Annotated in this window: 22 protein-coding genes and 2 pseudogenes; 4 read left to right on the top strand and 20 right to left on the bottom strand. The window is 38.8% G+C overall.

The genetic code is table 11. The annotated features are described in order from the left end of the window. Nucleotides 1–455: 455 nt before the first annotated feature. The 4 genes and pseudogenes from C0966_RS01120 to C0966_RS01105 all read right to left on the bottom strand — a co-directional run bounded on the left by C0966_RS01120 (nt 456) and on the right by C0966_RS01105 (nt 4,191). Nucleotides 456–1,531: pseudogene (locus C0966_RS01120) on the bottom strand (IS3 family transposase). Between the two features lie 137 nt (nt 1,532–1,668). Further along, nucleotides 1,669–3,006 (bottom strand): hemolysin family protein, encoded by a 1,338-nt coding sequence (locus C0966_RS01115; protein WP_274853334.1) that lies wholly within the window; start codon nt 3,004–3,006, stop codon nt 1,669–1,671. 77 nt (nt 3,007–3,083) lie between these two features. Further along, nucleotides 3,084–3,779, bottom strand: a complete 696-nt coding sequence (locus C0966_RS01110; protein WP_274853333.1) for a zinc metallopeptidase — start codon at nt 3,777–3,779, stop codon at nt 3,084–3,086. A gap of 16 nt (nt 3,780–3,795) precedes the next feature. After that, a complete protein-coding gene (locus C0966_RS01105; protein WP_274855688.1) occupies nt 3,796–4,191 on the bottom strand; it encodes a MerR family transcriptional regulator in 396 nt (131 codons plus the stop codon). A gap of 362 nt (nt 4,192–4,553) precedes the next feature. On the opposite strand from C0966_RS01105, the gene C0966_RS01100 reads away from it, so the two are divergent. Then, a complete protein-coding gene (locus C0966_RS01100; protein WP_274853332.1) occupies nt 4,554–5,516 on the top strand; it encodes a sporulation protein in 963 nt (320 codons plus the stop codon). Between the two features lie 254 nt (nt 5,517–5,770). On the opposite strand, the gene tnpC (C0966_RS01095) is transcribed toward C0966_RS01100, so the two are convergent. From tnpC (C0966_RS01095) to tnpA (C0966_RS01085), 3 genes are all read right to left on the bottom strand, one after another. Then, nucleotides 5,771–7,354, bottom strand: coding sequence for an IS66 family transposase (gene tnpC / locus C0966_RS01095; RefSeq protein ID WP_274853331.1), 1,584 nt, complete (start codon nt 7,352–7,354; stop codon nt 5,771–5,773). 70 nt (nt 7,355–7,424) lie between these two features. Beyond that, nucleotides 7,425–7,781 carry an IS66 family insertion sequence element accessory protein TnpB gene (gene tnpB / locus C0966_RS01090; RefSeq protein WP_274853330.1) on the bottom strand — a complete coding sequence of 119 codons (357 nt, stop codon included), beginning with the start codon at nt 7,779–7,781 and terminating at the stop codon, nt 7,425–7,427. Beyond that, a complete protein-coding gene (tnpA, locus tag C0966_RS01085; protein ID WP_274853329.1) occupies nt 7,775–8,101 on the bottom strand; it encodes an IS66 family insertion sequence element accessory protein TnpA in 327 nt (108 codons plus the stop codon). The genes tnpB (C0966_RS01090) and tnpA (C0966_RS01085) overlap by 7 nt, the downstream gene beginning before the upstream one ends. A gap of 160 nt (nt 8,102–8,261) precedes the next feature. Here tnpA (C0966_RS01085) and C0966_RS01080 point away from each other — a divergent pair, with 160 nt between their 5' ends. Then, nucleotides 8,262–9,092 (top strand): undecaprenyl-diphosphate phosphatase, encoded by an 831-nt coding sequence (locus C0966_RS01080; RefSeq protein ID WP_274853328.1) that lies wholly within the window; start codon nt 8,262–8,264, stop codon nt 9,090–9,092. Between the two features lie 226 nt (nt 9,093–9,318). Here the strand turns inward: C0966_RS01080 and C0966_RS01075 are convergent. From C0966_RS01075 to C0966_RS01045, 8 genes and pseudogenes are all read right to left on the bottom strand, one after another. After that, nucleotides 9,319–9,965, bottom strand: a pseudogene (locus C0966_RS01075) (IS3 family transposase); the annotation flags it as partial. Nucleotides 9,966–9,983: 18 nt separating this feature from the next. Next, nucleotides 9,984–11,104 (bottom strand): IS3 family transposase gene (locus tag C0966_RS01070; protein WP_274853327.1). Its coding sequence is split into 2 segments (ribosomal slippage): nt 9,984–10,858 and nt 10,858–11,104, totalling 1,122 coding nucleotides; the frame shifts between segments, so codons are not numbered across the junction. A 271-nt stretch (nt 11,105–11,375) separates the two neighbouring features. Beyond that, a complete protein-coding gene (locus C0966_RS18630; protein ID WP_425535908.1) occupies nt 11,376–11,552 on the bottom strand; it encodes an IS3 family transposase in 177 nt (58 codons plus the stop codon). 47 nt (nt 11,553–11,599) lie between these two features. Continuing rightward, the gene (locus C0966_RS01065; protein WP_274853326.1) at nt 11,600–11,890 is read right to left on the bottom strand and encodes a transposase; all 291 of its coding nucleotides are present in this window, start codon (nt 11,888–11,890) and stop codon (nt 11,600–11,602) included. Nucleotides 11,891–12,696: 806 nt separating this feature from the next. Continuing rightward, the gene (gene tnpC, locus C0966_RS01060; RefSeq protein ID WP_274853325.1) at nt 12,697–14,292 is read right to left on the bottom strand and encodes an IS66 family transposase; all 1,596 of its coding nucleotides are present in this window, start codon (nt 14,290–14,292) and stop codon (nt 12,697–12,699) included. 49 nt (nt 14,293–14,341) lie between these two features. Continuing rightward, on the bottom strand, nt 14,342–14,698 hold the full coding sequence (gene tnpB / locus C0966_RS01055; protein WP_096549681.1) for an IS66 family insertion sequence element accessory protein TnpB: 357 nt from the start codon (nt 14,696–14,698) through the stop codon (nt 14,342–14,344). Further along, nucleotides 14,688–15,014, bottom strand: a complete 327-nt coding sequence (gene tnpA / locus C0966_RS01050) for an IS66 family insertion sequence element accessory protein TnpA (protein WP_274853324.1) — start codon at nt 15,012–15,014, stop codon at nt 14,688–14,690. Before tnpA (C0966_RS01050) ends, tnpB (C0966_RS01055) begins: the two co-directional genes overlap by 11 nt. An 84-nt stretch (nt 15,015–15,098) precedes the next feature. Next, complete coding sequence (locus C0966_RS01045; protein WP_274853323.1) at nt 15,099–15,284, bottom strand: hypothetical protein; 186 nt, start codon at nt 15,282–15,284, stop codon at nt 15,099–15,101. A 144-nt stretch (nt 15,285–15,428) separates the two neighbouring features. Between C0966_RS01045 and C0966_RS01040 the strand changes: the two genes are divergently transcribed. Together C0966_RS01040 and C0966_RS01035 are read left to right on the top strand one after the other, a co-directional pair. After that, on the top strand, nt 15,429–15,581 hold the full coding sequence (locus tag C0966_RS01040) for a hypothetical protein (protein WP_274853322.1): 153 nt from the start codon (nt 15,429–15,431) through the stop codon (nt 15,579–15,581). After that, nucleotides 15,578–17,074: a recombinase family protein gene (locus C0966_RS01035; RefSeq protein WP_274853321.1), complete on the top strand. Its 1,497-nt coding sequence runs from the start codon at nt 15,578–15,580 to the stop codon at nt 17,072–17,074. The genes C0966_RS01040 and C0966_RS01035 overlap by 4 nt, the downstream gene beginning before the upstream one ends. Before the next feature lie 6 nt (nt 17,075–17,080). On the opposite strand, the gene rlmD is transcribed toward C0966_RS01035, so the two are convergent. From rlmD to C0966_RS01005, 5 genes are all read right to left on the bottom strand, one after another. Then, nucleotides 17,081–18,466: a 23S rRNA (uracil(1939)-C(5))-methyltransferase RlmD gene (rlmD, locus tag C0966_RS01030; protein ID WP_274853320.1), complete on the bottom strand. Its 1,386-nt coding sequence runs from the start codon at nt 18,464–18,466 to the stop codon at nt 17,081–17,083. A gap of 79 nt (nt 18,467–18,545) precedes the next feature. Further along, the gene (locus C0966_RS01025; protein WP_274853319.1) at nt 18,546–19,406 is read right to left on the bottom strand and encodes a DNA-3-methyladenine glycosylase family protein; all 861 of its coding nucleotides are present in this window, start codon (nt 19,404–19,406) and stop codon (nt 18,546–18,548) included. A 270-nt stretch (nt 19,407–19,676) separates the two neighbouring features. Continuing rightward, entirely contained in the window at nt 19,677–20,477 is an 801-nt protein-coding gene (pdaA, locus tag C0966_RS01020; protein WP_274853318.1) for a delta-lactam-biosynthetic de-N-acetylase, read from the bottom strand. Nucleotides 20,478–20,695: 218 nt separating this feature from the next. Next, nucleotides 20,696–21,511, bottom strand: coding sequence for a lipid II flippase Amj family protein (locus C0966_RS01015; RefSeq protein ID WP_274853317.1), 816 nt, complete (start codon nt 21,509–21,511; stop codon nt 20,696–20,698). A gap of 542 nt (nt 21,512–22,053) precedes the next feature. Then, the gene (locus tag C0966_RS01005; protein WP_274853316.1) at nt 22,054–23,604 is read right to left on the bottom strand and encodes a fumarate hydratase; all 1,551 of its coding nucleotides are present in this window, start codon (nt 23,602–23,604) and stop codon (nt 22,054–22,056) included. Between the last annotated feature and the right edge of the window lie 245 nt (nt 23,605–23,849).

The raw sequence follows: 23,849 nt of genomic DNA, 5'->3' as shown, positions 1-23,849 counted from the left end.
GATGAAAACATCTGGCTTGCCAAACAGGCTAGCATACCCGCCTCTCCTAGTAAAGTTGCTGGTATGGGATCTCTTATGCTTGATTAGCAGTATACCCAGATTGGATGGTTAGTCTACCTGACCTTAATTTTTTTGTCCAGTTAAGTGTAGCCGATTCACTGCTTTTCTCTGTTAAAAGAAGGGTAATTCCAAAGAAATATGGTGGACCCCATCATCAAGACACTAATTTTATTTTTTTAAGGTGGGGCAGAAACCAAAAAGGATATCTGCATTCTAGAGCTTGGGGTGCTCATTGAGGCCAATAAAGTGGGAGTACACATTTTTTTGGAGTGATTCATCCTGCTTTTATTTTTCCTTCTCAGGGGAGGTTCTGTCAAGGGCGAGCGAAGCGAGGGCTCTGCCGAATCCTTGACAGGTTCTCCCGTGAGAAGGATCCTCTATAAAGGATGAATCACTCACAGGCCATAAACAGAGGCAGGTGGTTTATAGCCTAATGATTGATGAGGGCGTTCATGGTTATAGAAATGGAGATAGTTATTGATCTCTTTTCTTGCTTCTCTTGGACTCTCGTATTCCTTCAAGTAGACCTCTTCATATTTAATCGTCCGCCACAATCGCTCGGTAATGATATTGTCAAGAGCCCGACCTTTGCTGTCCATACTGATTTGAACTTTCTTATCCAGTACCAGCTCGGTATATTTCGGGCTGGTGAAGTGGCTGCCCTGATCACTGTTTATAATCTCAGGTTGAGCGTGCGACAGCGCCCGTTTGACGGCTTCAAGGACAAAATCGATTTCCAGCGTCTGATCCAGCTCCCAACTAACGACGTAACGGGAATACCAGTCAATAATGGCGACGAGATACATCCAACCGCGTTGAAGCCGGATGTAAGTGATATCAATCCCCCATACCTGGTTGGGGTGAGTGATGTCGAGATTTCTAAGAAGATAGGGATAAATCCGGTGTTCCAGGTTGCGCTTACTAAGGTTGGGGCCAGGTGAAATCCCGGCAATCCCCATCTCCCTCATATGGCGCTGAACGGCCTTTCGGTTAATGTGTAACCCGTTTTCATTCAGAACGGCCGTGATCCGCCGGGAGCCAAAAAACGGATACTTGGTGTAAATTTCATCAATTCGGTGCTTGATGAACACTTCTTCAGGAGAAGGCTCCACAGGCTTATAATACAAGCTGGACCGATTGAGTCCGAGCAATTCAGCCTGGGTGGCAATAGGGAGTTCTGCATCGTCCCAATCAATCATGTCAATACGTTCTGCCCTACTCCTTAAGGCCAGATTTTTTTTTAAGCCACGACAATTGCGTGGTTAAACGACCGACTTCGGCATAAAGGTTTTCAATTTGTTGTTCATAGACAGCCTTCATTTGATCTACTTTCTTATTTTCTTTCGCAAACAACTGGGGCAATTTGTTCAAGAAACGCATTCCTCCATTGCCGGATCTGATTCACATGGATTCCATGAGAGGAAGCAATTTCACTCATAGTTTTTTCTTCTTTTAGGACCTCTAGCACGATCTGGGATTTAAACTCTGGTGTATATCGTTTTCTTTCATAAACCTACTTTAACATCTCCTCATTTCGTGTCTAGTTTTATGGGTCCATTATAAAAAGGCATGTACACTCTTGTTTGTACATGCCTTTTCTTTATACTATTAGGACGTTATCTCTGTTTCTTGTAGAACCTCAGGATCGACCTTGGTTGGAAAAACTTCAATTCGTTTAATATAGTGTTCCTCTCTTTCAAGTACCTTAAACTCATATCCACCAAACACCACAGATTCACCTTTTTCAAGATCGAAGTTCTGGGTGAGCATCCAGCCGCCAATTGTATCCATATCTTCTTCTTCAATATTTGTTCCCAATAAATCATTCACTTCATCAATTAAAACCTTGGAGTCAAAAATATAGTGATTTTCTTGTACTTTTTGAACTTCAGGTACTTCATCGATGTCGAACTCATCTTGAATTTCACCTACGATTTCCTCCAAAATGTCCTCAACGGTTACAAGCCCGGCTGTTCCACCATATTCATCCATCAAGATGGCCATATGAATACGTTCTTTCTGCATTTTTAGTAATAGATTGTGGATGGGAATGGATTCAATTACCTGGATGATTGGCTTCGTATAAGATTCAATTGTTTTTTCTTTTATATCCATCCCATGAATACAGTCTGTTAATACTTCCTTTATGTTGACCAATCCTATGATGTGGTCTTTATCTCCTTCAAGAGCAACAGGATAACGAGTAAATTTTTCATGTTTTGCCATTTTTAAGAAGTCTTCAATGGTGTCATCCTTTGAAACACTGACGATTTCTGTACGGGGAACCATAATCTCTTTGGCAAGCCGGTCATCGAATTCAAAAATGTTATTTACATATTTGAATTCAGACTGATTGATTTCACCTCTCTCATAACTTTCCGAAAGGATGATACGCAGCTCTTCCTCACTGTGAGCCACTTCATGTTCCGATGCCGGCTTAAAGCCAAACAATTTTGTAAATGCACGTGCTGAACCATTTAATGCCCAAATAAATGGGTACATGACTTTATAGAAGAACATTAAAGGACGTGCACATAACATTGTAATGGATTCTGCTTTCTGAATGGCAAACGTTTTTGGAGCCAACTCACCGACTACGACGTGTAAAAACGTAATCAATACAAAGGCAAAAGTAAAAGAAAGAATGCTTACAAGAGACTCATCTAAATTTAGCTTTTCGAACAAAGGATGCAACAGGTGTTCAACGGTTGGTTCACCTAACCATCCTAATCCCAATGCTGTCACTGTAATACCTAACTGGCAGGCGGACAAGTATTCATCTAAGTTCGAAATAATTTTTTTGGCGGCAATCGCATTTTTATTTCCTTCTGCGACTAATTGATCGATTCGTGTCGATCTGATTTTTACCATGGCAAATTCGGAAGCAACGAAAAATGCCGTAAGTCCGATTAAAATGGCAACTAATATCAGGTTAACTATTTCCACTGATTATCCTTGACTCGTATAGACGAAACGAGTCAGGAGCACCTCCTATTAAATGAAAAATGGTTAAAAATCTTGTTTTACTCTTCTTCTGTTTGTCCTTGTCCCTGGAAGAAAATCATGACATATTTGATTAACTCTAAGACGGAAATTAAAGCAGCGGCTACATATGTTAAAGCAGCAGCATTTAACACTTTATTAACGCCTTTTTCCTCTTCATTATACATAATTCCTTCAGCCAACATTAAATTTTTAGCCCTTGAGCTGGCATTAAACTCAACAGGCAGAGTAATTAATTGGAAGGCAACAGCTGCTGAGAAAAAGATAATTCCAATACCGATCAGTGAGAGGCTTTGGAATAAAAATCCGCCTAACAACAAAAATGGAGCAATTCCGGATGTAAAGTTCACTAACGGGAACATACGGTGGCGTAAGACTAATGCTCCGTAAGATTGCTGGTGTTGAATCGCATGACCAACTTCGTGAGCAGCAACAGAAATCGAAGCAATGGATGATCCGTAGTAAACGGGTTCAGATAAACGAACAACACGACTAAGCGGATCATAATGGTCTGTTAAAGTACCTGGAACTACTTCAACAGGAACATGATGCAAGCCATTCCGATCGAGAATGCGTCTTGCCACCTCAGCACCGGTTAACCCAGAACGTGTTGGTACCTCTGACCACTTATTGAAATTTCCTTTTACTTTGAATTGTGCCCAAATCGAAAGTCCAAATGCAATAAGAATCAAGAAATCCATTGGATGAAAAAACATGTTTGGTTCCTCCTTTTTAACCTAATAACATGAGTAAAGTTTGAATGAGTGTTATACTTTCAGGTGACAGCCTTTTTGTAATGTGTTTTCGTTCTTTTTCATTAAGATTTTCAATTAAAGGCAATAAATCTTCAATTTTTTCTTTTAAGTGATGAATTTGATTTGCTATATCATTTGCTTGATTAACAATGTCAGTCTGCTTTCCTTGTTTTCTCCTTACAAGTGCTTCTTTGATTTCCTGCAAGGTTAGTTGTTGCTTTTTACAGGCTTCGATAAACCTTAAATCTTCTAATGCTTCTTGAGAGTAATAACGATAATTAGAAGCAGTACGTTCTGCTTTTAGTAATCCTAAATTTGTGTAATAATCGATGGTACGCTTTGTAACATTCGCCAATTCTGCAAGTTCGCCAATTCGGTATTTTTTAGCCCCATCGAATCACCCCCTTAAAATAATCAAGTATAACGTGATGGTTTGACAAAAAGTAAAACCAATTTGTTATGTTATACGTAAGATGTAACAAAAGGTTTCAAAATTCTAAGCTATTATTATTATTATACAACACATTATATCGAAAATCTGGTTTTCATTTAAAGTGACAATTTAATGAACATTTGTTGATCATAATATATTTTGTGTAGAGATCTCATTAAAATTTAAAATGAGTGAGATAGAATGAAAAATAAAATATAAACAATCTTGAGATGATCATCCAGTTATTTATTATTCCTAATTTAATTATAAAAAGAAAGAATTGACTGAAAGGAGACAAGAGAATGCTCAAGAAATTCTTAGCGAAATTAGGTAAGGGAGCTGCGACAGTAGATTTACAAATTGAAAATCGTCCTTATGAAATTAATGAAGTTGTACAAGGAGAGGTTATTTTAAAGGGGGGCGAAGTAGATCAAAAGATTAATCAGCTTGCAGTTAAGTTTATGATGATTGTTACAACAAAGAATGGCCAATCTATTTCACGTGAAGTTGAAATGGTACCATTAACCGGATCGTTTGTTATTTCAAAAAAGGAAGAAAAACGTTTTCCATTTCATTATCGTATACCACCAACTCTTCCGTTATCAAGAGGGCCTGTTTCTTATTACTTTGATACCCATCTTGATATTGAGGGAGGCGTTGATCGGACAGATATTGATTATGTTACAATTGGAGCATCGAAAGAAATTCAATCCATTTTTAATGCTCTTTCCCGTCTAGGTTTCCGAGAAAAATCTACTTCAGGAAAGCTTGATGCATATGGTCAAGAGTTTGAGTTTTTTCCTACGCAGTTATTTGCGGGCCAAATCAATGAATTAGAAATCCGCTTTGCTTATGTTGAAACAGGAATCCAAGTTTGGATGGAAGTTGATTGTCGGTCTGGCTACGGAGAAATTGAAGCAAAACGAGAGTTTGTTTTGTCAAAAGAATTACTAGAGAATGAAGATAAGTTAGTTTCCTCTCTCAAAGAGTATATTGTAGAAATAGTCCAACAACCGGAATTGTATAGACAACCATTTTCCTATGTTCATCAACTTTATCACAAAAGCGGTATATCGGGTAGCATTGGAAGCATGGTTGGAGGAATGGCGATGGGTGTCTTGGGTGGTATGTTATTAAATGAAATGATGGATAGCTTCGGTGTAGATGAAATGTTAGAAGATGCGACAGAGTCCTTAGGTTTAGATGAAGAGGATTTTGATTTAGCAGGTATGGATTTTGGTGATTTTACTGATGATGAGGACTAAGAATATAGATGATCCATTTATTTAAAAAATAAAGGAGAAACCCCCTTTTTTAGCAATGTGAAAAAGCTTGGATTCATACTAAACCCAAGCTTTTTTCCTATTTCATATATTAACTGGAAATGTTTAGAACATACAGATTATAATAAAGTTTTGTTATAATGCCAGATAGTAGACTTGCTCTATATGTATGGTTAAGTTTATTTGTAAGCGTCAAATAATCCCCACCTATAAGTAGATGGGGATTTAGTTATGATTTAAGTATTCTTTTTAAACACTCGAAAAACTAATGGGATCGTTGATGACCAAGGCATTAATTGATCCAAGGCATCTTTATCTTTAGTATCCATGTTTGGTAGTTTCTCAAAAAGATAGGTGAGATAGGTAAATGGATTTAAGTCATTCTCTTTAGCTGTCTCAATAATACTGTAAATCGTTGCACTGGCTTGAGCGCCCCGTGTGGTGTTGGCAAACAACCAATTTTTGCGGCCAATTACAAATGGTTTGATTGAACGTTCGCTACGGTTATTATCGATTTCTAACCGACCATCTTTTAAAAAGCCCACTAATTTATCCCATTGGTTCAGGCAATATTGGATTGCCTGGCCAAGGGCGCTTTTTGGGAGGACTTTTGACCTTTGCGTTTTTAGCCATGCTGAAAAAGCATCCAGCACTGGCTGGCTGCGTTCCAAACGACTTTTATGGCGTTCTTCAGGAGTTGAATCCTTTAAGTCACGCTCAATCGCAAAAAGTTGGTTACAGAAATTGAGCCCTTCCTTGGCAGCTACCGAAGCGGATTGTTTTGAAGCCGGTAAAACCTTTAAGGCCTCATCAAACTTACGCCTTGCATGCGCCCAGCAACCTACCAGGGTCACATGAGGCACCCCTTGATAACCAGAGTAGCCATCCACATGAAGGTAGCCCTTGAAACCATTCAGAAATTTGCGAGGATGTTCCTTTCCCCGTGTCTGTTGGTAATCATAAAGAGTAATCGGCGGACCTTCTCTTCCAGTGCGATAAAGCCACATATAAGAAGTGGATGTTGCCTTTCGACCTGGTTCATGGAGCACCTGCAAAGTGGTTTCATCCGCATGGAGAATCTCCTGTTTAAGTAAATGATCCTTCATCCGATCATAAATTAAACGTAACCACTGATCTGCGCCATAGATCATCCAGTTCGCCATCGTCTGCCGGGATAATGTAAACCCAAATCGCTCAAACTGCTTTTCCTGGCGATAAAGAGGCAGCCCTTCCACATATTTTTGACTCATCACATACGCCATACTTGAAGGAGAAGCTAAACTGCCCGGATAGACAGGTGCCGGCATAGACGCTGTGACAATCGGTGTATGGATCTCCTCACGTTCACAACGGCGACAGGCGTAGACATAACGGACATGCTTAACCACTTTTACTTCAGCTGGAATGACTTTGATTTCTTGACGCACTTCCGTGCTCATTTCATGTAAAGATCCACCGCAGCACGAACAGACCTGATCTTCTGCGGAAAGGCGGTATTCAACCGTTTCCGTAGGCAGGTCTTCTAGCATCGTTTCACGTTGACCACGTTTTTTACGACGACGGTAGGTAATGGTTTCAGAAGCAGGCTCCTCTAAATTGGAGGCTGCTTCTACCTCTGCTTCATTAAAGAGCGAAAGCTCTAGTTGATCGGAATGTGTTTTTTCACTTGAAGAGCCGAATCGTCTTTTTTGGCTGAGGCGAAACTGTTCCTCATACCATTTTAGTTTTACAGTCAGTTCAGCGACTTGCTTTTCAAGGGATTCACATCGTTTTTGAAGATTTTCAGTTGGTTGGGTGGGTGTTTTCGTTGTCTTTTTCATACTTTATCTATTCGACAAATTATGATCAATCCCTTTTAAAAATTGGTGTGTAAATAAAAAAAATATGATTTTATATGACTGTCCTCGCGGTAACTTCAGGATGAGCCTGGCGCTGTTCAAGTGGAAGTCCATCAAGTAACCAACGGAACTGGCGGCGGCTTAATTTTAGCGGTACATCACTTTCTTCCGTTGGCCATTGAAATTTTCCGCGCTCTAAACGTCTATAATAGAGCCAAAAGCCATTGTGCTCCCAATGAAGGATTTTCAGTTTATCCCGATTACGATTACAAAAGACAAAGTAGCTAGGCGAAAAGGGGTCTAGATCAAACCCTTCTTTCACCAACGCAGCCAATCCATCAATGGATTTGCGCAAATCTGTACTCCCTCGGGCGAGGTAAACATTCGCGATCATTGTTTCGTTTAACATAGCGATCTTAACGTCCTGACGACTTCCGCAAGGAAAGATGGGTCGAAACCTGGTTTAACCTCTATGGATGCTTGACCTATTTTAATCTGTAAGGATAATGAAGTGTCTTTTGATTCGGCATATTGTTCATCCATTGTGACCGAGACCCATTTAGGTGATGGTGCTGAGATCCGATTTGTGTTTTCAATTTTCTTAAGCCAATATTTTAATTGATGGAGCTTCACATTATTGTTAGCACACCATTTGGATTGGGTTTGTCCACTTGCCCTAAACTCAGCGATCCGAAGTTCCCATTCTTTTCGCAATTCTGCTCGAGACATCAAAAAACCTCCTCAAATATTGATTTGAAGAGATTATCTCAAAGTGTCATCTAGGTTAATAGGTGGGAACTATTTTACGGTTACGTTTATTTGAGAGAAAAAGAGAAAACAGCAATCCGAGATTTATACATCTTATTTGGCTGTCTGTAAAGGAGAAAAAATGAATTTGTGGGAAATTTTTGTCGCCATTATCTTAGGAATCGTTGAAGGACTAACAGAATTTGCACCTGTATCATCAACTGGTCACATGATTATCGTGGATGACATCATGTTTAAATCTAAAGAATTATTTTCACCAGAAGTGGCAAATACATTTAAAGTGGTGATTCAATTAGGTTCCATCTTAGCCGTTGTCATTATATTTAAAGATCGGTTTATGAGTTTACTTGGATTAAAGAAAGATCCAACGGAAAACCAAGAGCATGAGCATAAATTAGAATTGAAACAAGTAATAATTGGCCTATTGCCGGCAGCTATACTTGGTTTATTATTTGAAGACTATATCGATGAACATTTATTTTCTATAAATACAGTGCTCATCGGATTAGTCGTAGGGGCGATTTTAATGTTGGTGGCTGATTGGTTTAGACCAGCTCAGCCAAAAGTAGAAAGCGTAGACCAAATTACATATAAGCAGGCACTAGCGATCGGCTTATTCCAATGTATTGCTTTGTGGCCGGGTTTTTCTCGATCCGGCTCTACCATTTCCGGAGGCGTTCTCTTAGGTCTAAGCCATCGTGCAGCATCCGATTTTACGTTTATTATGGCCGTACCGGTCATGCTGGGAGCGAGTGGCCTTTCATTGATTAAGAACTGGCAATACTTCACGTTAGACGCTGTTCCCTTTTTCATTGCGGGATTTATCAGTGCATTTGTATTTGCCCTGATTTCCATTCGTTTCTTTTTAAAATTGATCAATAAAGTAAAACTTGTTCCTTTTGCCATTTATCGAATCATTTTAGCATCTGCCATTTATTTGGTCATTATGTAAAAAAGCCTTGGACATTAGTAGGTGTCCAAGGCTTTTCAGACTTCGAGGTTCCTCGAAAGTAAAAATGTGCTTTTGATATTAGGTCAATAAAGTAGACACAAAAATTTATAAATTTTTAGCAGCTACCGCGCTATCGCTTGGTGGCCTTTTAAAAATAATTACGACGTTGTCCTAATTATTTTTAAAAGGTAAATTTTCGGGTCTCACTTTTCTATTAATATGCTCATTAAGCTCCCTTTTTATAGTACATACGTTCGTATTCGGATGGTGAAAAATACTCTGTTGCTGAGTGAATACGTTTATTATTGTAAAATATTTCTATATACTCAAATATGCTCTTTTTTGCTTCTTCCCTTGTTTTATAACGAGTCTGATAGATTAGTTCTTTTTTTATGATCCCATGAAATGATTCAATACAAGCGTTGTCATAACAATTTCCTTTGCGACTCATGCTACATTTCATACCGTATTCAATTAGCTTAGCTTGATAGTCATTTGAAGCATATTGACTCCCTCGATCAGAGTGATGGAGGATAGATCCTTGTGGTTGTTGACGCTGATATGCTTGCTTTAAAGCGCTCAACACTAGCTCCTTTTTCATTGAACAGTCTATATGCCAGCCGACTATTTTCCTTGAATACAAATCCATAATACTAGCTAGATAAAGCCAACCTTCATCCGTTGGAACATATGTGATATCACTACCCACACCTCATTTGGTTTTGTAACAGTAAAATTTTGGTTTAAGACATTTTCATGGACCGGATGGTTATGTTTTGAGTTAGTGGTTGCCTTATGCTTTTTCACGGTACGAGACTTCATTCCCTCTTCTTTCATTATGCGGGAAACCGTCTTCTGTGAAACCTTAATTCCTGGTATGTCAACACTAGACTAGACAATTTTTTTAAGGTGTTCTATTTTGTATTCAATTGGGCTTAAATACCCCAGTGATCCGTGAATTCTTATATGATTAAACCAATGAACATAATCGTCTAATTCCAACTTTAACTGTTCTAAACTTTCAAAATATTTACCTTTTACAAATTCTGTCTTGATAATTTTAAATGTGGCTTCGGCTACTGCGTTATCATATGGGCAACCTTTCATGCTTAACGACCGTTTAATCTCGAATGTATCTAAAGCTTCATCGATTGTCTTGTTTTTAAACTCGTTTCCTCGGTCTGTGTGAAATAGTTGAATTTGTCTTAAATCAGCTTTAATCGTTGATAAGGCTTGGTAGACTAGTCCAGCATCTTTATTAGGACCGGCACTATGTCCAACAATTTCTCTATTGTAAAGATCAACAAATAGACATATGTAATGCCAATTTTTTTGGACCCTTACGTATGTTAAATCACTGACTACAACCGTTAATTCCTTTTGTTGATCAAATTCCCTATTCAACACATTTTCAACTTTAGATTCATTACATTTATCCACATGTGGCTTAAACTGGGCAACTGTATATTTTGATACTAGCCCATTTTCTTTCATGATTCGGCCAATACGTCTTCTGGATGCAATTTTACCGAGTTTTTTCAACTCATGTTTTATCTTACGAGTGCCATAGTTCTGGCGGCTTTTATGAAAAATATCGATTATGGTAACAGTAAGTTCATCATCTGATTTAGATTGCTCTTTTGCTTCATAATAATAGGTACTTCTTGGGAGTTGTAGGACGTCGCACATTGCTGATATCGAGTATTTGTGACGATTATTTTTAATCACATTTACTTTCGTCCTAGTATCAGCGCAGCTTGCTTTAAAATATCATTCTCCATCAGTAAACGCTGATTTTCTTTACGAAGCTTGATCAGTTCTTCTTTTTCAGGTGTTCGGTTGTCCTTCTCTTTAAATGAACCAGATGTTTGGCTCTGTTTCACCCATTTGTCTAATGCCGAAGGCGTTAAATTGTATTCACTTATAATGTCTTTTCTAGGCTTACCACTTTCATATAGTTTGACCATTTGAGCTTTAAATTCGGGAGTAAATGTTCTTCTAGCTCTCGTCATATCGGCGTACCTCCATTAACTGAATGAGATGAAGTAGACTTCCAAATTTAGAGGGTAAACACCGCAACTTGACAAGGAGCCTCTACGGGCATGCTTTCCCAGCCAGGAAACCAGATGATGAAAACATCTGGCTTGCCAAACAGGCTAGCATACCCGCCTCTCCTAGTAAAGTTGCTGGTATGGGATCTCTTATGCTTGATTAGCAGTATACCCAGATTGGATGGTTAGTCTACCTGACCTTAATTTTTTTGTCCAGTTAAGTGTAGCCGATTCATCCTTCATGATTGAGCTTTTTGGTAACCTTTGGACTCCCATACAGTTGGCGGGATTCAATATACACACGACGCACTTCCTGCGTCAATTCTTCTCGACGTTCTTGTCTAGCACTTTTGGGACGATCACGCCATTTATAATAACCGCTTCGAGAAACTTTCAATACCTCGCACATCTTCTCCAATCGGTAATCGAAGCGATGTTCATGGATAAATGAATATTTTACCGATGGTCTTTCGCGAAGAAGTGCATCGCCTTTTTTAATATGGAGTTTTCCTCCTCCAGATCCCGAATACGTTTCTTCAATTCACGAACTTCGTGGTCTTCAGATCGAAAAGTTTGGGTTTCTGATATTTCAGGTTCTTGCTTATATTTTTTCACCCAGCCGTGAAGAGTATTTTCGTTTATTTTGAGCTCACGGGCAACTTGTGCAACGGATTTCGCTTCCTCCAAAATATAACGAACAGTTTGACGCTTAAAGTCTTCCTCGTACCGCCTTTGATTTTTTGTCATGTAGACACCTCATTTTTCAGTCTATTATTACAATAATAATCTGTGTCTACTTTTTAGTCTAACATCACCTTTATGCAAAAAGAGTTTGAAGAAAAGTTTAAACAAACTTCATGCTCAACAGACTTAAAGTCGGTTCAAGACACTAATAAACGTGAAAGTCTGTTGAAATGACATAAAGTCTGTTGAAACTATTGCGAAACGACAGAAAGTCTGTTAAAACTATTGCGAACAGACTCATAGTCGCACTAATAATAATCATTTAATAAACATATCTTTTCTTTCATTAAAAAATCAAGAGAGAGAATAAACAGCGTCCGCCGCTGGCGAACGCTTGACTCTCTCTTTCTTTATGGGACATAGAGGGAGGGTAAAGAGTTTAGGGAGTTTAATAGTCAAAGTAAATTTACTTTTTAGTTTTGTATGTTCCGCCCACCCGCTTGCCGTTTGCAACCTTTTCAACGGCGGGGGAACGTAAAACCTCACTAAACGCACAGAAACGTCCTTTATAGCCTTCTAAAATGTTTCCTAGTTTATACCCCTCCCTAACCATTCAAAACATAAAATCTTCTTACATAAAATCTTCTTAAAAGAGGAGCAGTAAAAAAGCTATTAAAGCTAATATCAAAAACATAAACGGAAAAAACGTTAGGATTATTCCTGCAATAGCCATACCTCTACCTCTAGTTGACTTCCTAGCCCGTAACCCCATAGGAAAACCTACTAGGGAAAAAACACCTGCAATTATCATATATGTGTAAGCGTAAAATAACGCCCACGTGTTTTTTCGTGGGCGTTTATTATATGCTCTATTTAGTTTTATTTGGTATGCGACATTCTTCTGGAATTGTCTTCGACCAAGGAAGGAGTTGATCGATGGCTTCTACATCATTGTGATCTATCAATGGTAATTGTTCGAAAAGATAGGTTAAGTAGTTCAATGGATTTAATTGATTCTCTTTAGCTGTTTCGACAATGCTATAAATAATAGCGCTGGCTGATGCACCTTTCATCGATTGTGCAAATAGCCATGCCTTCCGGCCCATCACGAATGGTTTAATCGATCGTTCTGCACGATTATTATCGATTTCAAGTCGACCATCTTCTAAAAACACTATGAGCTTACTCCATTGATTTATACAATATGTAATTGCCTCTCCCAATTTGCTTTTTGGGGGAACATAAGGGCGTTTTGTTTTTAGCCATGCCAAAAAAGCGTCTAACACAGGTTTACTGTGTTCAAGACGGTATTCTTTGCGCTGTTTGGGAGTACAGTTCTCAAATTTTTCACTGATTTGTCTTTCAATCTGGAATAATTGATTACAGAATTGAATTCCTTCTGCAGCGGTTGATGATGTTTTATCCACATTGGCTGGTAATGCCTTCAGTGCTTCATCGAATTTTCGCCTTGCATGTGCCCAACACCCTACCAGTTCGACATCCTTTAATTCATGATATCCTGCATATCCATCTACATGCAGATATCCCTTAAATCCTTTTAGAAAAGCCTTCGGATGTTTACTGTGACGAGTCGTTTGATAATCATATAAGATGATCGGCGGTACGTCTCGTCCTGTTCGATACATCCACATATAGGACTTCGAATTCGCTTTTCGTCCAGGTTCTGCTAGAACTTGAAGTGTAGTTTCATCCGCATGTAGAATATCGTTTTCGAGTAATAGCTCATGCATCCGTTTATGTAAAATGGAAAGCCAATTGGTTGCACCATAAATCATCCAGTTGGCGAGCGTTTGGCGTGATAAATACACACCGAATCGTTCCAACTGCTTTTCTTGACGATAAAGAGGCATTCCTTCCACGTATTTTTGGTTCATGATATAGGCCATAGCCGATGCAGATGCCAAACTTTTTGGGTAAATTGGTGTTGGCATTTTGGCCGTGACAATCGGTGTCTCGATTCCTTCCCGTTCACATTGACGGCAACTGTAAATATGTTGAACATGCTCAACGACTTTTACTTGAGCAGGAATAATCTTGATTTCTCTTCGTATTTCCGTACTCATTTCGTGTACGGTTCCACCGCAACACAAACAAACCTGCTCTTCTTCGGCTAAACGATAGTGAATCGTTTCCGTCGGCAAGTTCTCTAGTTTCGCATCGCGTTGTCCTACAGACTTCTTCCGTTTATAAGTAATGGTTTCAAGTGTAGGTTCTTCCACTTCTGTATCCGCTGTGATTTCAGCTTCATTAAAAAGAGGAAGTTCGAGTTGATCCGGATTCGTTTTTTCACTGGAAGCCCCAAATTTTTTATGTTGGCTAAGGCGGAATTGTTCTTCCAACCATTTGATTTTAGCCTGTAAGGCTTCATTTTGTTTTTTGAGTTCCGCATTTCTCGCTTGCAGTTCTTCAATTGTTGATTCATTGGTTTGTTTGTGTTTGTTCATAAGTTAAAGAATAAAGGAAAGGAATTGACAGGTCAATGTCAAATTCCTTTTAAACCATGATTTTAGCTGATACTTGTTCATGTGCTTGTTTTTGTTCAAATGAAAGACCATCGAGCAACCAACTGAATTGGCGGGGAGTGATGCACAAAGGGCCGGGAGTTCTTTCATCAGGCCATTGAAAGACCCCTTTCTCTAAACGACGATAGTACAACCAAAACCCATTGTGATCCCAATGGAGAATTTTCAATTTATCTCGTTTCCGATTACAGAAAACAAAGAGATTAGAAGAGAAAGGATTTAACTGAAAGCTCATTTGAACAATGGCTGCTAATCCATCAATCGACTTGCGTAAATCCGTTGCCCCCGCTGCTAAATAAACATGTTGAATGGATGTTTTACTTAACATGTGTTTTCAGCACCTGAACCACTTCGTTGAAAAGGAGTGGATTGAAACCTTCTTTTACTTCGATGGAAAATTCCCCAATGTTAACGATGAGCGGGGAGTTTTTTTCATCCAACGGATGGGATACTTCAACAGTTAGCCATTGAGGGGAAGTCCGTGAAGTTTCAGTTGTCTCTAACTCTAGTCTTTTCATCCATTTATACATACTTTGATGACTTACTTGATTTTGTTTGCACCAAGCTTTTATACTTGACTCTCCACTAGATCGATAAGATTCGATTCGTTGTTGCCACAATTGTTTTCGTTCATCTGGGGACATAAAAATAAAAACCTCCTAACTTTTGATGTTGATCTAATTATCACAAAACATCAAAATGGTTAGAAGGTGTGGGATATTTGGCGCTTACATATATGTTGCACCTATATCTGAAGTATACCCCATATAACTTTCGTTTACCGAAGTTATAATTGCGAAAAGAGTAAATATGGACGCAAAAATTCCTAATATCATAGATGCTATAGCCGAACCTAATCTGTCTTTTTGTGGCTTTCCCGCTTTTACTGTTTTTGTTGTAACTTGTCCTTGCATAAAACCTCTCTCCTTCCTATGTACGTATACCAATATAAACTCTAATTAACTTATTTTACATTTCCAACATCTTTTTTCCATGAAAAATCATCGCAACTCTTTCTACCTATAAAACGATTACTAGGGTGGAAGGAGGAAACAACCATGACAATTGAAAGAGTATTTAAAGGAACAGCAAATTTTATGTCATTAATGGCTCAACTATTAGAAAAAGAAATTGAGAAAATGGTAAACGCCGCTTACAATAATACACAAGTAGATATAGTCGCCGCTAAAAATGGGGGCGACAAAGAATGAAAGTAGCAGGATATATAAGAGTTTCTACTAACAAAGAAGGACAAAAGGAGTCACCGGAAAATCAAAAACAGCTGATTTTAAACTTCATAACAGAAAACCACTATGATCTGTATGACTTCTATATAGATGTTCAAACAGGTACTACTGATAACCGTGAAGGGTTAAAAAGATTAATCAATGATGCTGAAAACAAACAATTTGACATAATAGTGGCTAAAGAGTTAAGCAGACTAGGGCGTAATGTCGAATTGTTGTACCAACTAAAGCGAATTGCGGAAACGAAAGGTGTTCGATTAATTACTTTAGATGGCAGAGTAGATACACAAGACCTTTCTAAGCAAACTATGTTTGGCTTATACGCTTGGGTGTATGAAAGTGAAAGCCAGCGCATTAGCGACAGAATAAAGTCTGTATTTCACATGAAGTACAAAAGCGGAAAGTTTTTGGGTAGCATTGCACCATACGGTTATAAGTTACAAGATGGGAAACTAATCATCAGAGATGACTACACTGTAGAGGTAGTTAGGGAGATTTTCAACAAGTATTTAGAAGGTTGGGGACATGACAAAATAGCAAGGTATCTGACTAAAAAGCAAGTTCCTACCCCAGCACAGGTTGCGGGGAAAAGTAACGCAGGGCTTTATTGGCAAGGTACAACTATTAAAAAAATACTTTCTAACCCCCACTATGTGGGCGACCTTGTTCAAAACAGAGAAACCTCAACCAACATCACGAACAAGAAACGAAAAGTAAACACCCAAAACGAATGGATTATTGTACCTAACACCCATGAACCGATTATTTCAAAGGAAGTATTTGAACAAGCCCAAAAGCTACTTGAAAGCAAAGCGCGAAGAGGTAAAGGGAGAACAAAAGCTCCAAAACATCTTTTCACAAATATTCTTTACTGTGCTGATTGTGGGGCAAGCATGTGGTACAGACATAACCGCAAAGGATATATTTGCGGTAACTATGCCAAACACGGAAATATAGCTTGTAGTCATCACGCCATTAAAGAACAGCAACTAATTGAAACTATCCTAACATACCTCAAAAGCATCTACGAAAGTTTCGAACGTCTTGATACTGAAAATCAAATAAAAAACAAAGTCCATGAGTTGCAGAAAAAGAACGCAGTTCGACTACAAACCATTGAAAAGCAAATACAAAAACAAATGGACTTGAAAAGAAATGCCCTACAAAAATTCATCAGCGGAGATATTTCAAAGGAAGATTACCACGATTTTGTTTCCATGGTGCAAGATAAGTTACAACAGCTAGAGATGGAAAAGTCAACAATAAAAAAAGCGATGGTTGACAGTCAGTCCACCACCGACTTATCAACCATCAGAAAGCAATTAGATGAATTTCTATCCTTCAAAACGCTTACTACTGAAATGGTTTTACGGTTTATTGAACGGATAGAAGTAGATAACAACCAAAATGTTAAAATTCACTACAAATTTGCACCGATTGAGTGTGTAAAAGTTTAAACACGCTCAATCATTTTTTAACACTAGCCGTGAAACGCACTCCACATGTGCCGTTTGCGGGAACATATCAACCGGCTGGATATATTCAACATGATATTTATTGCTTAGAGTTTGGATGTCTTTCGCCAATGTTGACGGGTTGCAAGAGACATATACAAAAGTTTTCGGTTCAACTTTTAACACGGTTTGCAAGAATCGGTCATCACAGCCTGTTCTCGGCGGGTCGACGATAATGACGTCCGGTTTCCAGCCTTTTTTCAGCCATTTTGGAAGCCATTCTTCTGCTTTTCCTGTCACGTATGTTGCATGGTTCACATCGTGACGGGCAGCATTTTTCTTCGCATCGACAATCGATTCTTCAATCACGTCCATGCCGCGAATCTCTGAAGCTCCGTCTGCTAGCCACAACCCGATCGTTCCGACACCGCAATAAGCATCAACGACTTTTTCCTTACCGGTTAAAGCAGCTGCTTTCTTTACTTGGTTGTAAAGTTTGACTGTTTGCTCAGGGTTTAATTGAAAAAATGTTCGTGCTGATAATTCAAAGGAAAGGTCGCCCAGTGTTTCCTGGATAAAATCTTTTCCTTCAAGTGTTTCTGTTTCTTTTCCAAAGATTAGCGATGTTTTTTGGCCATTGATGTTTTGGACGATCGATTTGACTTCAGGCAAGCGCTTTTTGATTTCCTGAATAATCAGGTCTTTTTTCGGCAGTTCTTTGACAGACGTTATCAAAACAATTTGCAGTTCGCCTGTAGTGACTCCTGCCCTCGCAACAATCGTTCTTACAATTCCTTTTCTTGATCTCTCATTATAAATAGGAATGTTTAGATCTTGTAAAATATTTTTCACCGTCTCCGTTGCCTTGCTTGTTAAAGGGTGCTGAACGGCACATTGTTCGATATTAATCAAGCGGTGGGAATTTAACCCGTACAAACCGGCCAGCACTTTTCCATCCTTCGTTCCAAGCTGAAATTGGCTTTTGTTCCGGTACCCCCACGGATTCTCCATCCCAATTGTCTCTCTAATTTCAATTTTCTCCACTTGCAGTTTTGTGTGGCGTTCTAATGATTGGATGATGATATCCCGTTTTTCTTTTAGCTGCTGGTCGTAGCGCAAATGCTGAAGCTGGCATCCGCCGCACTCTTCATAAATCGGACATTGAGGCTTCACGCGATACTCAGATTTTTTGCGGATTTTCTTGATTTTGGCTTCAGCATATTTAGGATGAACTTTTGTAACTTCTGCAACAATTTCTTCTCCAGGCAAGGCTCCGGGTACAAATACTACTTGCTTTTTGAAGTATCCTACCCCTTCACCGTTTATGCCAAGCCTCTTAATTGTCAAGGGAAACGTTTGTTTCAAATTTATTTTCAATGTTTGCTCATTTTTCATGGTGTTTCACTCCATCTATAGCAGCCGGCTCCGGGCATTAATAAAGTTTTTGAAAAAAAGCCGATCTCTGTTTTGGTTCTCATTCAATGCTTCTCCATAAATACAGCGATGCGTAGCTTAAATAGGGAGCCCAGCTTTTTTTATATTCATTCATCTCTTCTAAAGTCGGTTTTCTTTCTAAATTATACAGCTTCTTTAAGGCATTTTGGATTCCAATATCAGCCGTTGGAAAAAGGTTTGGACGACCCAGCCCAAAAATTAAAAAGTTTTGGACAGTCCACGGCCCGACACCGCGGAGTTTGATAAATTGCTCCATTATTTCCTCATCTGATTTCATTTCCAGGTCGTCAAATCGAATCCTTCCTTCTGTGGTTTCTTTAGCAATCCCGATCACATACTCGCTCTTTCGTCCGCTGAATTGCAATTCACGAAGCTGTTCTACAGTTAATTCAGCTACTTTTTCAGGAAGAGGGTAAAACCAAACCCCTTCTTTCTGGAAACCGTAAGTCTTCACAAAGCGTTCTGTTAAAGTATGTGCAAAGGCAAGATTTAATTGCTGATGGATGATGCTTTTCAATAAACAGTTAAACGGGTCAAAATCGAGGACAAGCGGTGTCCCGTAATTTTCTTCAAATATCTTTTTTAATGCGGTGTTTTGAAAATGAGCATGGATATTCTCAAGAGGTATATGCCATTGGAATATATGAGTCAGTCTTTTTATGGCTTTTTCCTTGAATGGATCATCTAATCCGGATATTTTAAATTCCGGCTTCTCTGTCGTTCCGGTGGCCGTTACCTCTGCTACAAATGGCTGCCCGTCAATTAATATAGGCACTTTCACACTGCGATTCGGCTTGTCTACTGCATTCAGAGGATCAAGCGAAAGCCTGTCCAACACTAGATCAAAATTGTAAGGGCCTTTAATTTGAAGCTTTTTCAAGACGCCATCCGTCCTTTATCATTTTTCCCGTATTATAGCATTATTCTAGATCCATTTAGCAACAATTACACTTACAAAAATAACAACACTCCCTTCACTACATTAACGCTTTAAACGAGAGCGGGTCAGGCCCGCTCAACACTACAGCGTTAACGCTTTAAAGGGGTGAGGGTCAGGCCCGCTCAGCAGTACAGCGTTAATGCCTTAAAGTAGTACGGGCCTAGCCCCAAAAATAAAAACCCAAATTCATTTAGAATTCGGGTTGGCATTTTAATATAGCATTCTTTCGCCTAACGCGTTGTCCATCATGAGATCATCCAAGCTCTTAAATTGGTATCCCTGTTTTTTTAGATCTTTAATGACTTTTTCAAGTGCTTCAGCATTGTCCTTTGAGACAGTATGGAGAAGGAGAATGGCTCCCGGATGAATTTGCTTCATGATCGAATCATAAGAATATTTCCATCCTTTTTGCTGATCAACATGCCAGTCAATAAAAGCAAGCGACCAAAATACGTGTGTATAACCTTGTTGTTTCGCAAGTTCAAGTGTCCTTTCACTGAAAATCCCTCTTGGCGGACGAAGATAGGCCATTTGCTTTTGACCGGTTAGTTTCTCGGTTTCGGCCCGGACTTTTTCCAATTCGCTCTTAAGCCTTTCATCGCTTACTTGCGTTAAATCGGGATGAAACCATGAATGGTTCCCGATAATATGGCCTTCTTTAGCCATCCGCTTAACAAGTTCAGGTTCACTTTCTAAATAATGTCCTGTAATAAAAAAGGCGGCTGGCACTTGCTCTTTTTTTAAAACATCTAATACTTTTGCCGTATAGCCGTTTTCATAACCATTATCAAATGTTAAGTAAATATCCTTTTTATTTGGATCCCCTTTATAAACAGCTCCATACTTTTCAAGCAGATCATCTAATGTTTTCCCAGCCTCGGCTGGCTTTCCATTTCCGCCTTTCTTAAATCCCCAATGGATGGCCGAGTTAGAGGGACTTCCGTAAGCATTTCCCGCTAAAAACAAAAACAGGGAAATGAAAGTGATCAGAACACGGCAGGATTTTTTCATCGGCTGCTCCTCCTTTTGTCACGCATTTCCCTTAGTTTTTGTAAGACAGGAAAAATCATTCCTTCAATAAAAAAGCAAAAAAAGGATAGATAAATTTTAATCAAGACCATATTTTAAAAAATATAAATAAATTAAAGGACATTACATATTTTATATGACTAAAATGTAATGTCCTTTCTTTTTAAATTAATGCCCCTGTTAGTGGAATAAAATCTTCATTAAATCCACTTGGCAAACCAAGCGACATAGTAGGCAGCGGGAATAAACAAAAATTGAGCCACGATTGTACCTAAAAATTTTGAACTAACCATTGTCAAAGAGTAACTTTTTAAATAAATATAATCAATTTGATTTTTCATTACTCTATCTGCTAATACGGAGGCTTTTGGATCAATAAACAAAGTTAACAAAATTGTTGCTATTCCATTTATAATCCCAGATGACATTAATGCAGCCTGTGAATAATCTTTCGGAACTAACAATGAAGCATATATTGAAGAGAGTACACCAGTAGTAAATATAGCAGAAATAATGATATTAATCATAAAAAGACGTTTAGGTATTGTTTTTAAGGTAATCCCTTTTAGGTAGGTAAATCTCGGTAATCTAAAACATTTTAGAACTTTTTTAAAACCTTCTATATTAAAGAACTTAAAAAATAAAGTTATCATCGATCCTCGTGCATTTGACAATTGAACGATGGCCCTTGAGAAGACGTTGATAAATGTCGGAAAAAGCAAAATTCCCAGTAAAACTCCAATTGATGTTACTCCAATTAAAATTCTATACTGCTCCTCTATAAAACTTAACTTATTTAAATCTGGAGCTTCTGCAATAAGTTTTGCTGTTAAAGGTTGTTGAATTGTTGTAGATAATCTTGAAACGACCACTAATGTACTAAACAAAGATATTGCAGTTGCGATTAACTTTACTCTTGCCCCTGAAATCCTCGTTGAATAGGCTAAAGTCTCAACCATTGTTATTACTACTAAAAATGAAGAGATGATCATTACTTTACTTGTAATTAGTTCCATAAAAATCCCCTCGTAAATAAAATTATTCTAACTGTATTATAGACTGTTTTTAATATTAGAACTATTTGTGATATAAGGACTAAACGCACTTGTGAAAGTCCATTCAACCCAAAACAACTTGTGATACCACACATACTTGATTTCCAAGTTGACAGTTGGACTTTTCACTTCAAACCGAATATTTTTGGCTGAATACTAATAATTTTGAAATTATTCTTTGAAGTTAGGGTCCTCCTTCTTTTCAAAAAACAAGCATATGTTTCGTTCATTGTATACAAAGTAGACCATATTTCCAATATTTAAATAATGAAACCATTATGTATGAAAAAAGAGGATATATGTTCTTATACTGAACATAATATCCTCTAATCATTGTAGTACATATAACTAAATATCAAATATTGTAGGCTTTAACACTAGTAGAGCGGGCCTGACCCTCGATCCATTAACGCTTTAAAGCAGTGAGGGTCTGGCCCGCGATACATTAATGCGTTAATACTTTAAAGCGGAGCGGGCCTGACCCTCACTGGCCCCAATTATAATTACTTAAAAACAGGTTCTTTAAATTGAGCCAGTTTTTCTAATGAGGATTTTTCTATATCTTGATGAAGGCTGTTTCCGTGCGAGTCCATCGTTACAACTGCTGTAAAGCCCTCTACTTTTAAATGCCACATTGCTTCCGGAATTCCGAATTCCAATAGGTCTACGCCTTCTACCGATTTAATACAGTCTGCATAATATTGTGCTGCACCACCGATGGCATTTAGGTACACTCCTCCGTGTTCTTTCAATGCTGCAAGTGTTTTCGAACCCATTCCGCCTTTCCCGATGACGGCACGAATGCCGAACTTTTTCATGATGTCACCTTGGTAAGGCTCCTCACGGATACTTGTTGTCGGGCCTGCAGCTTTTACATGCCATTTGCCTTCTTTATCTTTTAACATAACCGGGCCGCAGTGGTAAATAATTTGTCCGTCAAGATCGACCGGTGCATCATGGTCCATTAAATATTTGTGAATGGCATCACGGCCAGTGTAAATCATTCCGTCAATCCGGACGACATCTCCAACTTTAAGGGAGCGGATTTGTTCCTCAGTGATCGGCGCCTGTAAAGTGATGACTTCAGGAGCGGTTTCTATAGCTGCGGCAGTTTCCTGAGCGGCAGGAGACTCTGCAAAATCCACCATTTCACCATCTTGATACATCCATTCTTTAATCTCTCCCGTTTGAGGATCAACAATAACACCAAGGCGACGGAACGCCCAGCAATTATAAGCTACAGACACAAAGAAACTGGCAGGAATCCTGTTCATGACACCGATTTTACAGCCAAGTAGAGTTGTTTCTCCGCCAAATCCCATTGTACCGATTCCAAGCTTGTTGGCATTTTCCATAATGTATTCTTCAAGTTTGCGCAGATCTTCATTAGGATTCACGTCATCAACAGAACGGAAAAGCTGTTCTTTTGCAAGGTCGTAGCCGGAAGAACGGTCTCCGCCAATTCCTACACCGATGAAGCCGGCACTGCACCCCTGACCTTGCGCCTGATAAACAGAGTGAAGAATGCATTTGCGAATTCCATCAAGATCACGGCCGGCACGGCCCAATCCTTCCAATTCACATGGCAGGCTGTACTGGATATTTTTGTTTTCACAGCCGCCCCCTTTTAAAATCAGCCGAACATCTATATAATCTTTTTCCCATTGTTCAAATTTAATGACGGGTGTACCTTCCCCAAGATTATCCCCGCTGTTGTCTCCGGTTAATGAATCAACCGAATTTGGCCGAAGTTTTCCGTCTTTTGTAGCAAGGGCAATTGCATTTTGAATTGCTTTTTTCATTGCAATTTGATTAGCCCCGACAGGAGTTTTAATTTTAAAAGTCGGCAAACCTGTATCTTGGCAGATAGGTGAAGCGTTTTCATCTGCCATTTTAATATTGCTGGTAATCGTTGCAAGGCTCATGGCCGCACGTGTTCCGGCGTTTTCACGTTCTTTCGCTTCCTTTATTGCACGGCGAACATCTTTTGGAAGTTTTGTTGAAGTTTCAACAATCAGCTTGTACATACTCTCCTGAAACTTTTCAATGTTCACTTTTGTTGCCCCTTTCCCTTAGCTGCCTATTTTTCGTCACATCATTTATAAATTTTAAAATTATTTGACTCTCCTTATTATATTCTTTAAACGATGTGAATGAAAGAGGTATATCACCTCTGCACTTTAAAGTGTTAAAGGGTTTAGGAACATATTCAGCAGTTGTTTTTAATAGGATATGGATAAACTCCCGTTTTGCAATATGCCTGCAATTTATACCACTTTCATTTTAATCTTCCAAGAAC

Origin of the sequence: Bacillus methanolicus, from assembly GCF_028888695.1 — a bacterium.
Classification (GTDB): Bacteria; Bacillota; Bacilli; order Bacillales; family Cytobacillaceae; genus Bacillus_Z; species Bacillus_Z methanolicus_B.
Note: the sequence above shows the minus strand (reverse complement) of the source record. Positions and strands in the feature narration are given on the sequence as shown.

What these genes read in the sequence shown, in the direction of transcription:
- C0966_RS01110 (WP_274853333.1), bottom strand. Translation starts at nt 3,779, where the DNA reads ATGTTTTTTCATCCAATGGATTTCTTGATTCTTATTGCATTTGGACTT.
- C0966_RS01100 (WP_274853332.1), top strand. Translation starts at nt 4,554, where the DNA reads ATGCTCAAGAAATTCTTAGCGAAATTAGGTAAGGGAGCTGCGACAGTA.
- tnpC (WP_274853331.1), bottom strand. Translation starts at nt 7,354, where the DNA reads ATGAAAAAGACAACGAAAACACCCACCCAACCAACTGAAAATCTTCAA.
- tnpB (WP_274853330.1), bottom strand. Translation starts at nt 7,781, where the DNA reads ATGTTAAACGAAACAATGATCGCGAATGTTTACCTCGCCCGAGGGAGT.
- tnpA (WP_274853329.1), bottom strand. Translation starts at nt 8,101, where the DNA reads ATGTCTCGAGCAGAATTGCGAAAAGAATGGGAACTTCGGATCGCTGAG.
- C0966_RS01080 (WP_274853328.1), top strand. Translation starts at nt 8,262, where the DNA reads ATGAATTTGTGGGAAATTTTTGTCGCCATTATCTTAGGAATCGTTGAA.
- C0966_RS18630 (WP_425535908.1), bottom strand. Translation starts at nt 11,552, where the DNA reads ATGTGCGAGGTATTGAAAGTTTCTCGAAGCGGTTATTATAAATGGCGT.
- C0966_RS01065 (WP_274853326.1), bottom strand. Translation starts at nt 11,890, where the DNA reads ATGACAAAAAATCAAAGGCGGTACGAGGAAGACTTTAAGCGTCAAACT.
- tnpC (WP_274853325.1), bottom strand. Translation starts at nt 14,292, where the DNA reads ATGAACAAACACAAACAAACCAATGAATCAACAATTGAAGAACTGCAA.
- tnpB (WP_096549681.1), bottom strand. Translation starts at nt 14,698, where the DNA reads ATGTTAAGTAAAACATCCATTCAACATGTTTATTTAGCAGCGGGGGCA.
- tnpA (WP_274853324.1), bottom strand. Translation starts at nt 15,014, where the DNA reads ATGTCCCCAGATGAACGAAAACAATTGTGGCAACAACGAATCGAATCT.
- C0966_RS01045 (WP_274853323.1), bottom strand. Translation starts at nt 15,284, where the DNA reads ATGCAAGGACAAGTTACAACAAAAACAGTAAAAGCGGGAAAGCCACAA.
- C0966_RS01040 (WP_274853322.1), top strand. Translation starts at nt 15,429, where the DNA reads ATGACAATTGAAAGAGTATTTAAAGGAACAGCAAATTTTATGTCATTA.
- C0966_RS01035 (WP_274853321.1), top strand. Translation starts at nt 15,578, where the DNA reads ATGAAAGTAGCAGGATATATAAGAGTTTCTACTAACAAAGAAGGACAA.
- rlmD (WP_274853320.1), bottom strand. Translation starts at nt 18,466, where the DNA reads ATGAAAAATGAGCAAACATTGAAAATAAATTTGAAACAAACGTTTCCC.
- pdaA (WP_274853318.1), bottom strand. Translation starts at nt 20,477, where the DNA reads ATGAAAAAATCCTGCCGTGTTCTGATCACTTTCATTTCCCTGTTTTTG.
- C0966_RS01015 (WP_274853317.1), bottom strand. Translation starts at nt 21,511, where the DNA reads ATGGAACTAATTACAAGTAAAGTAATGATCATCTCTTCATTTTTAGTA.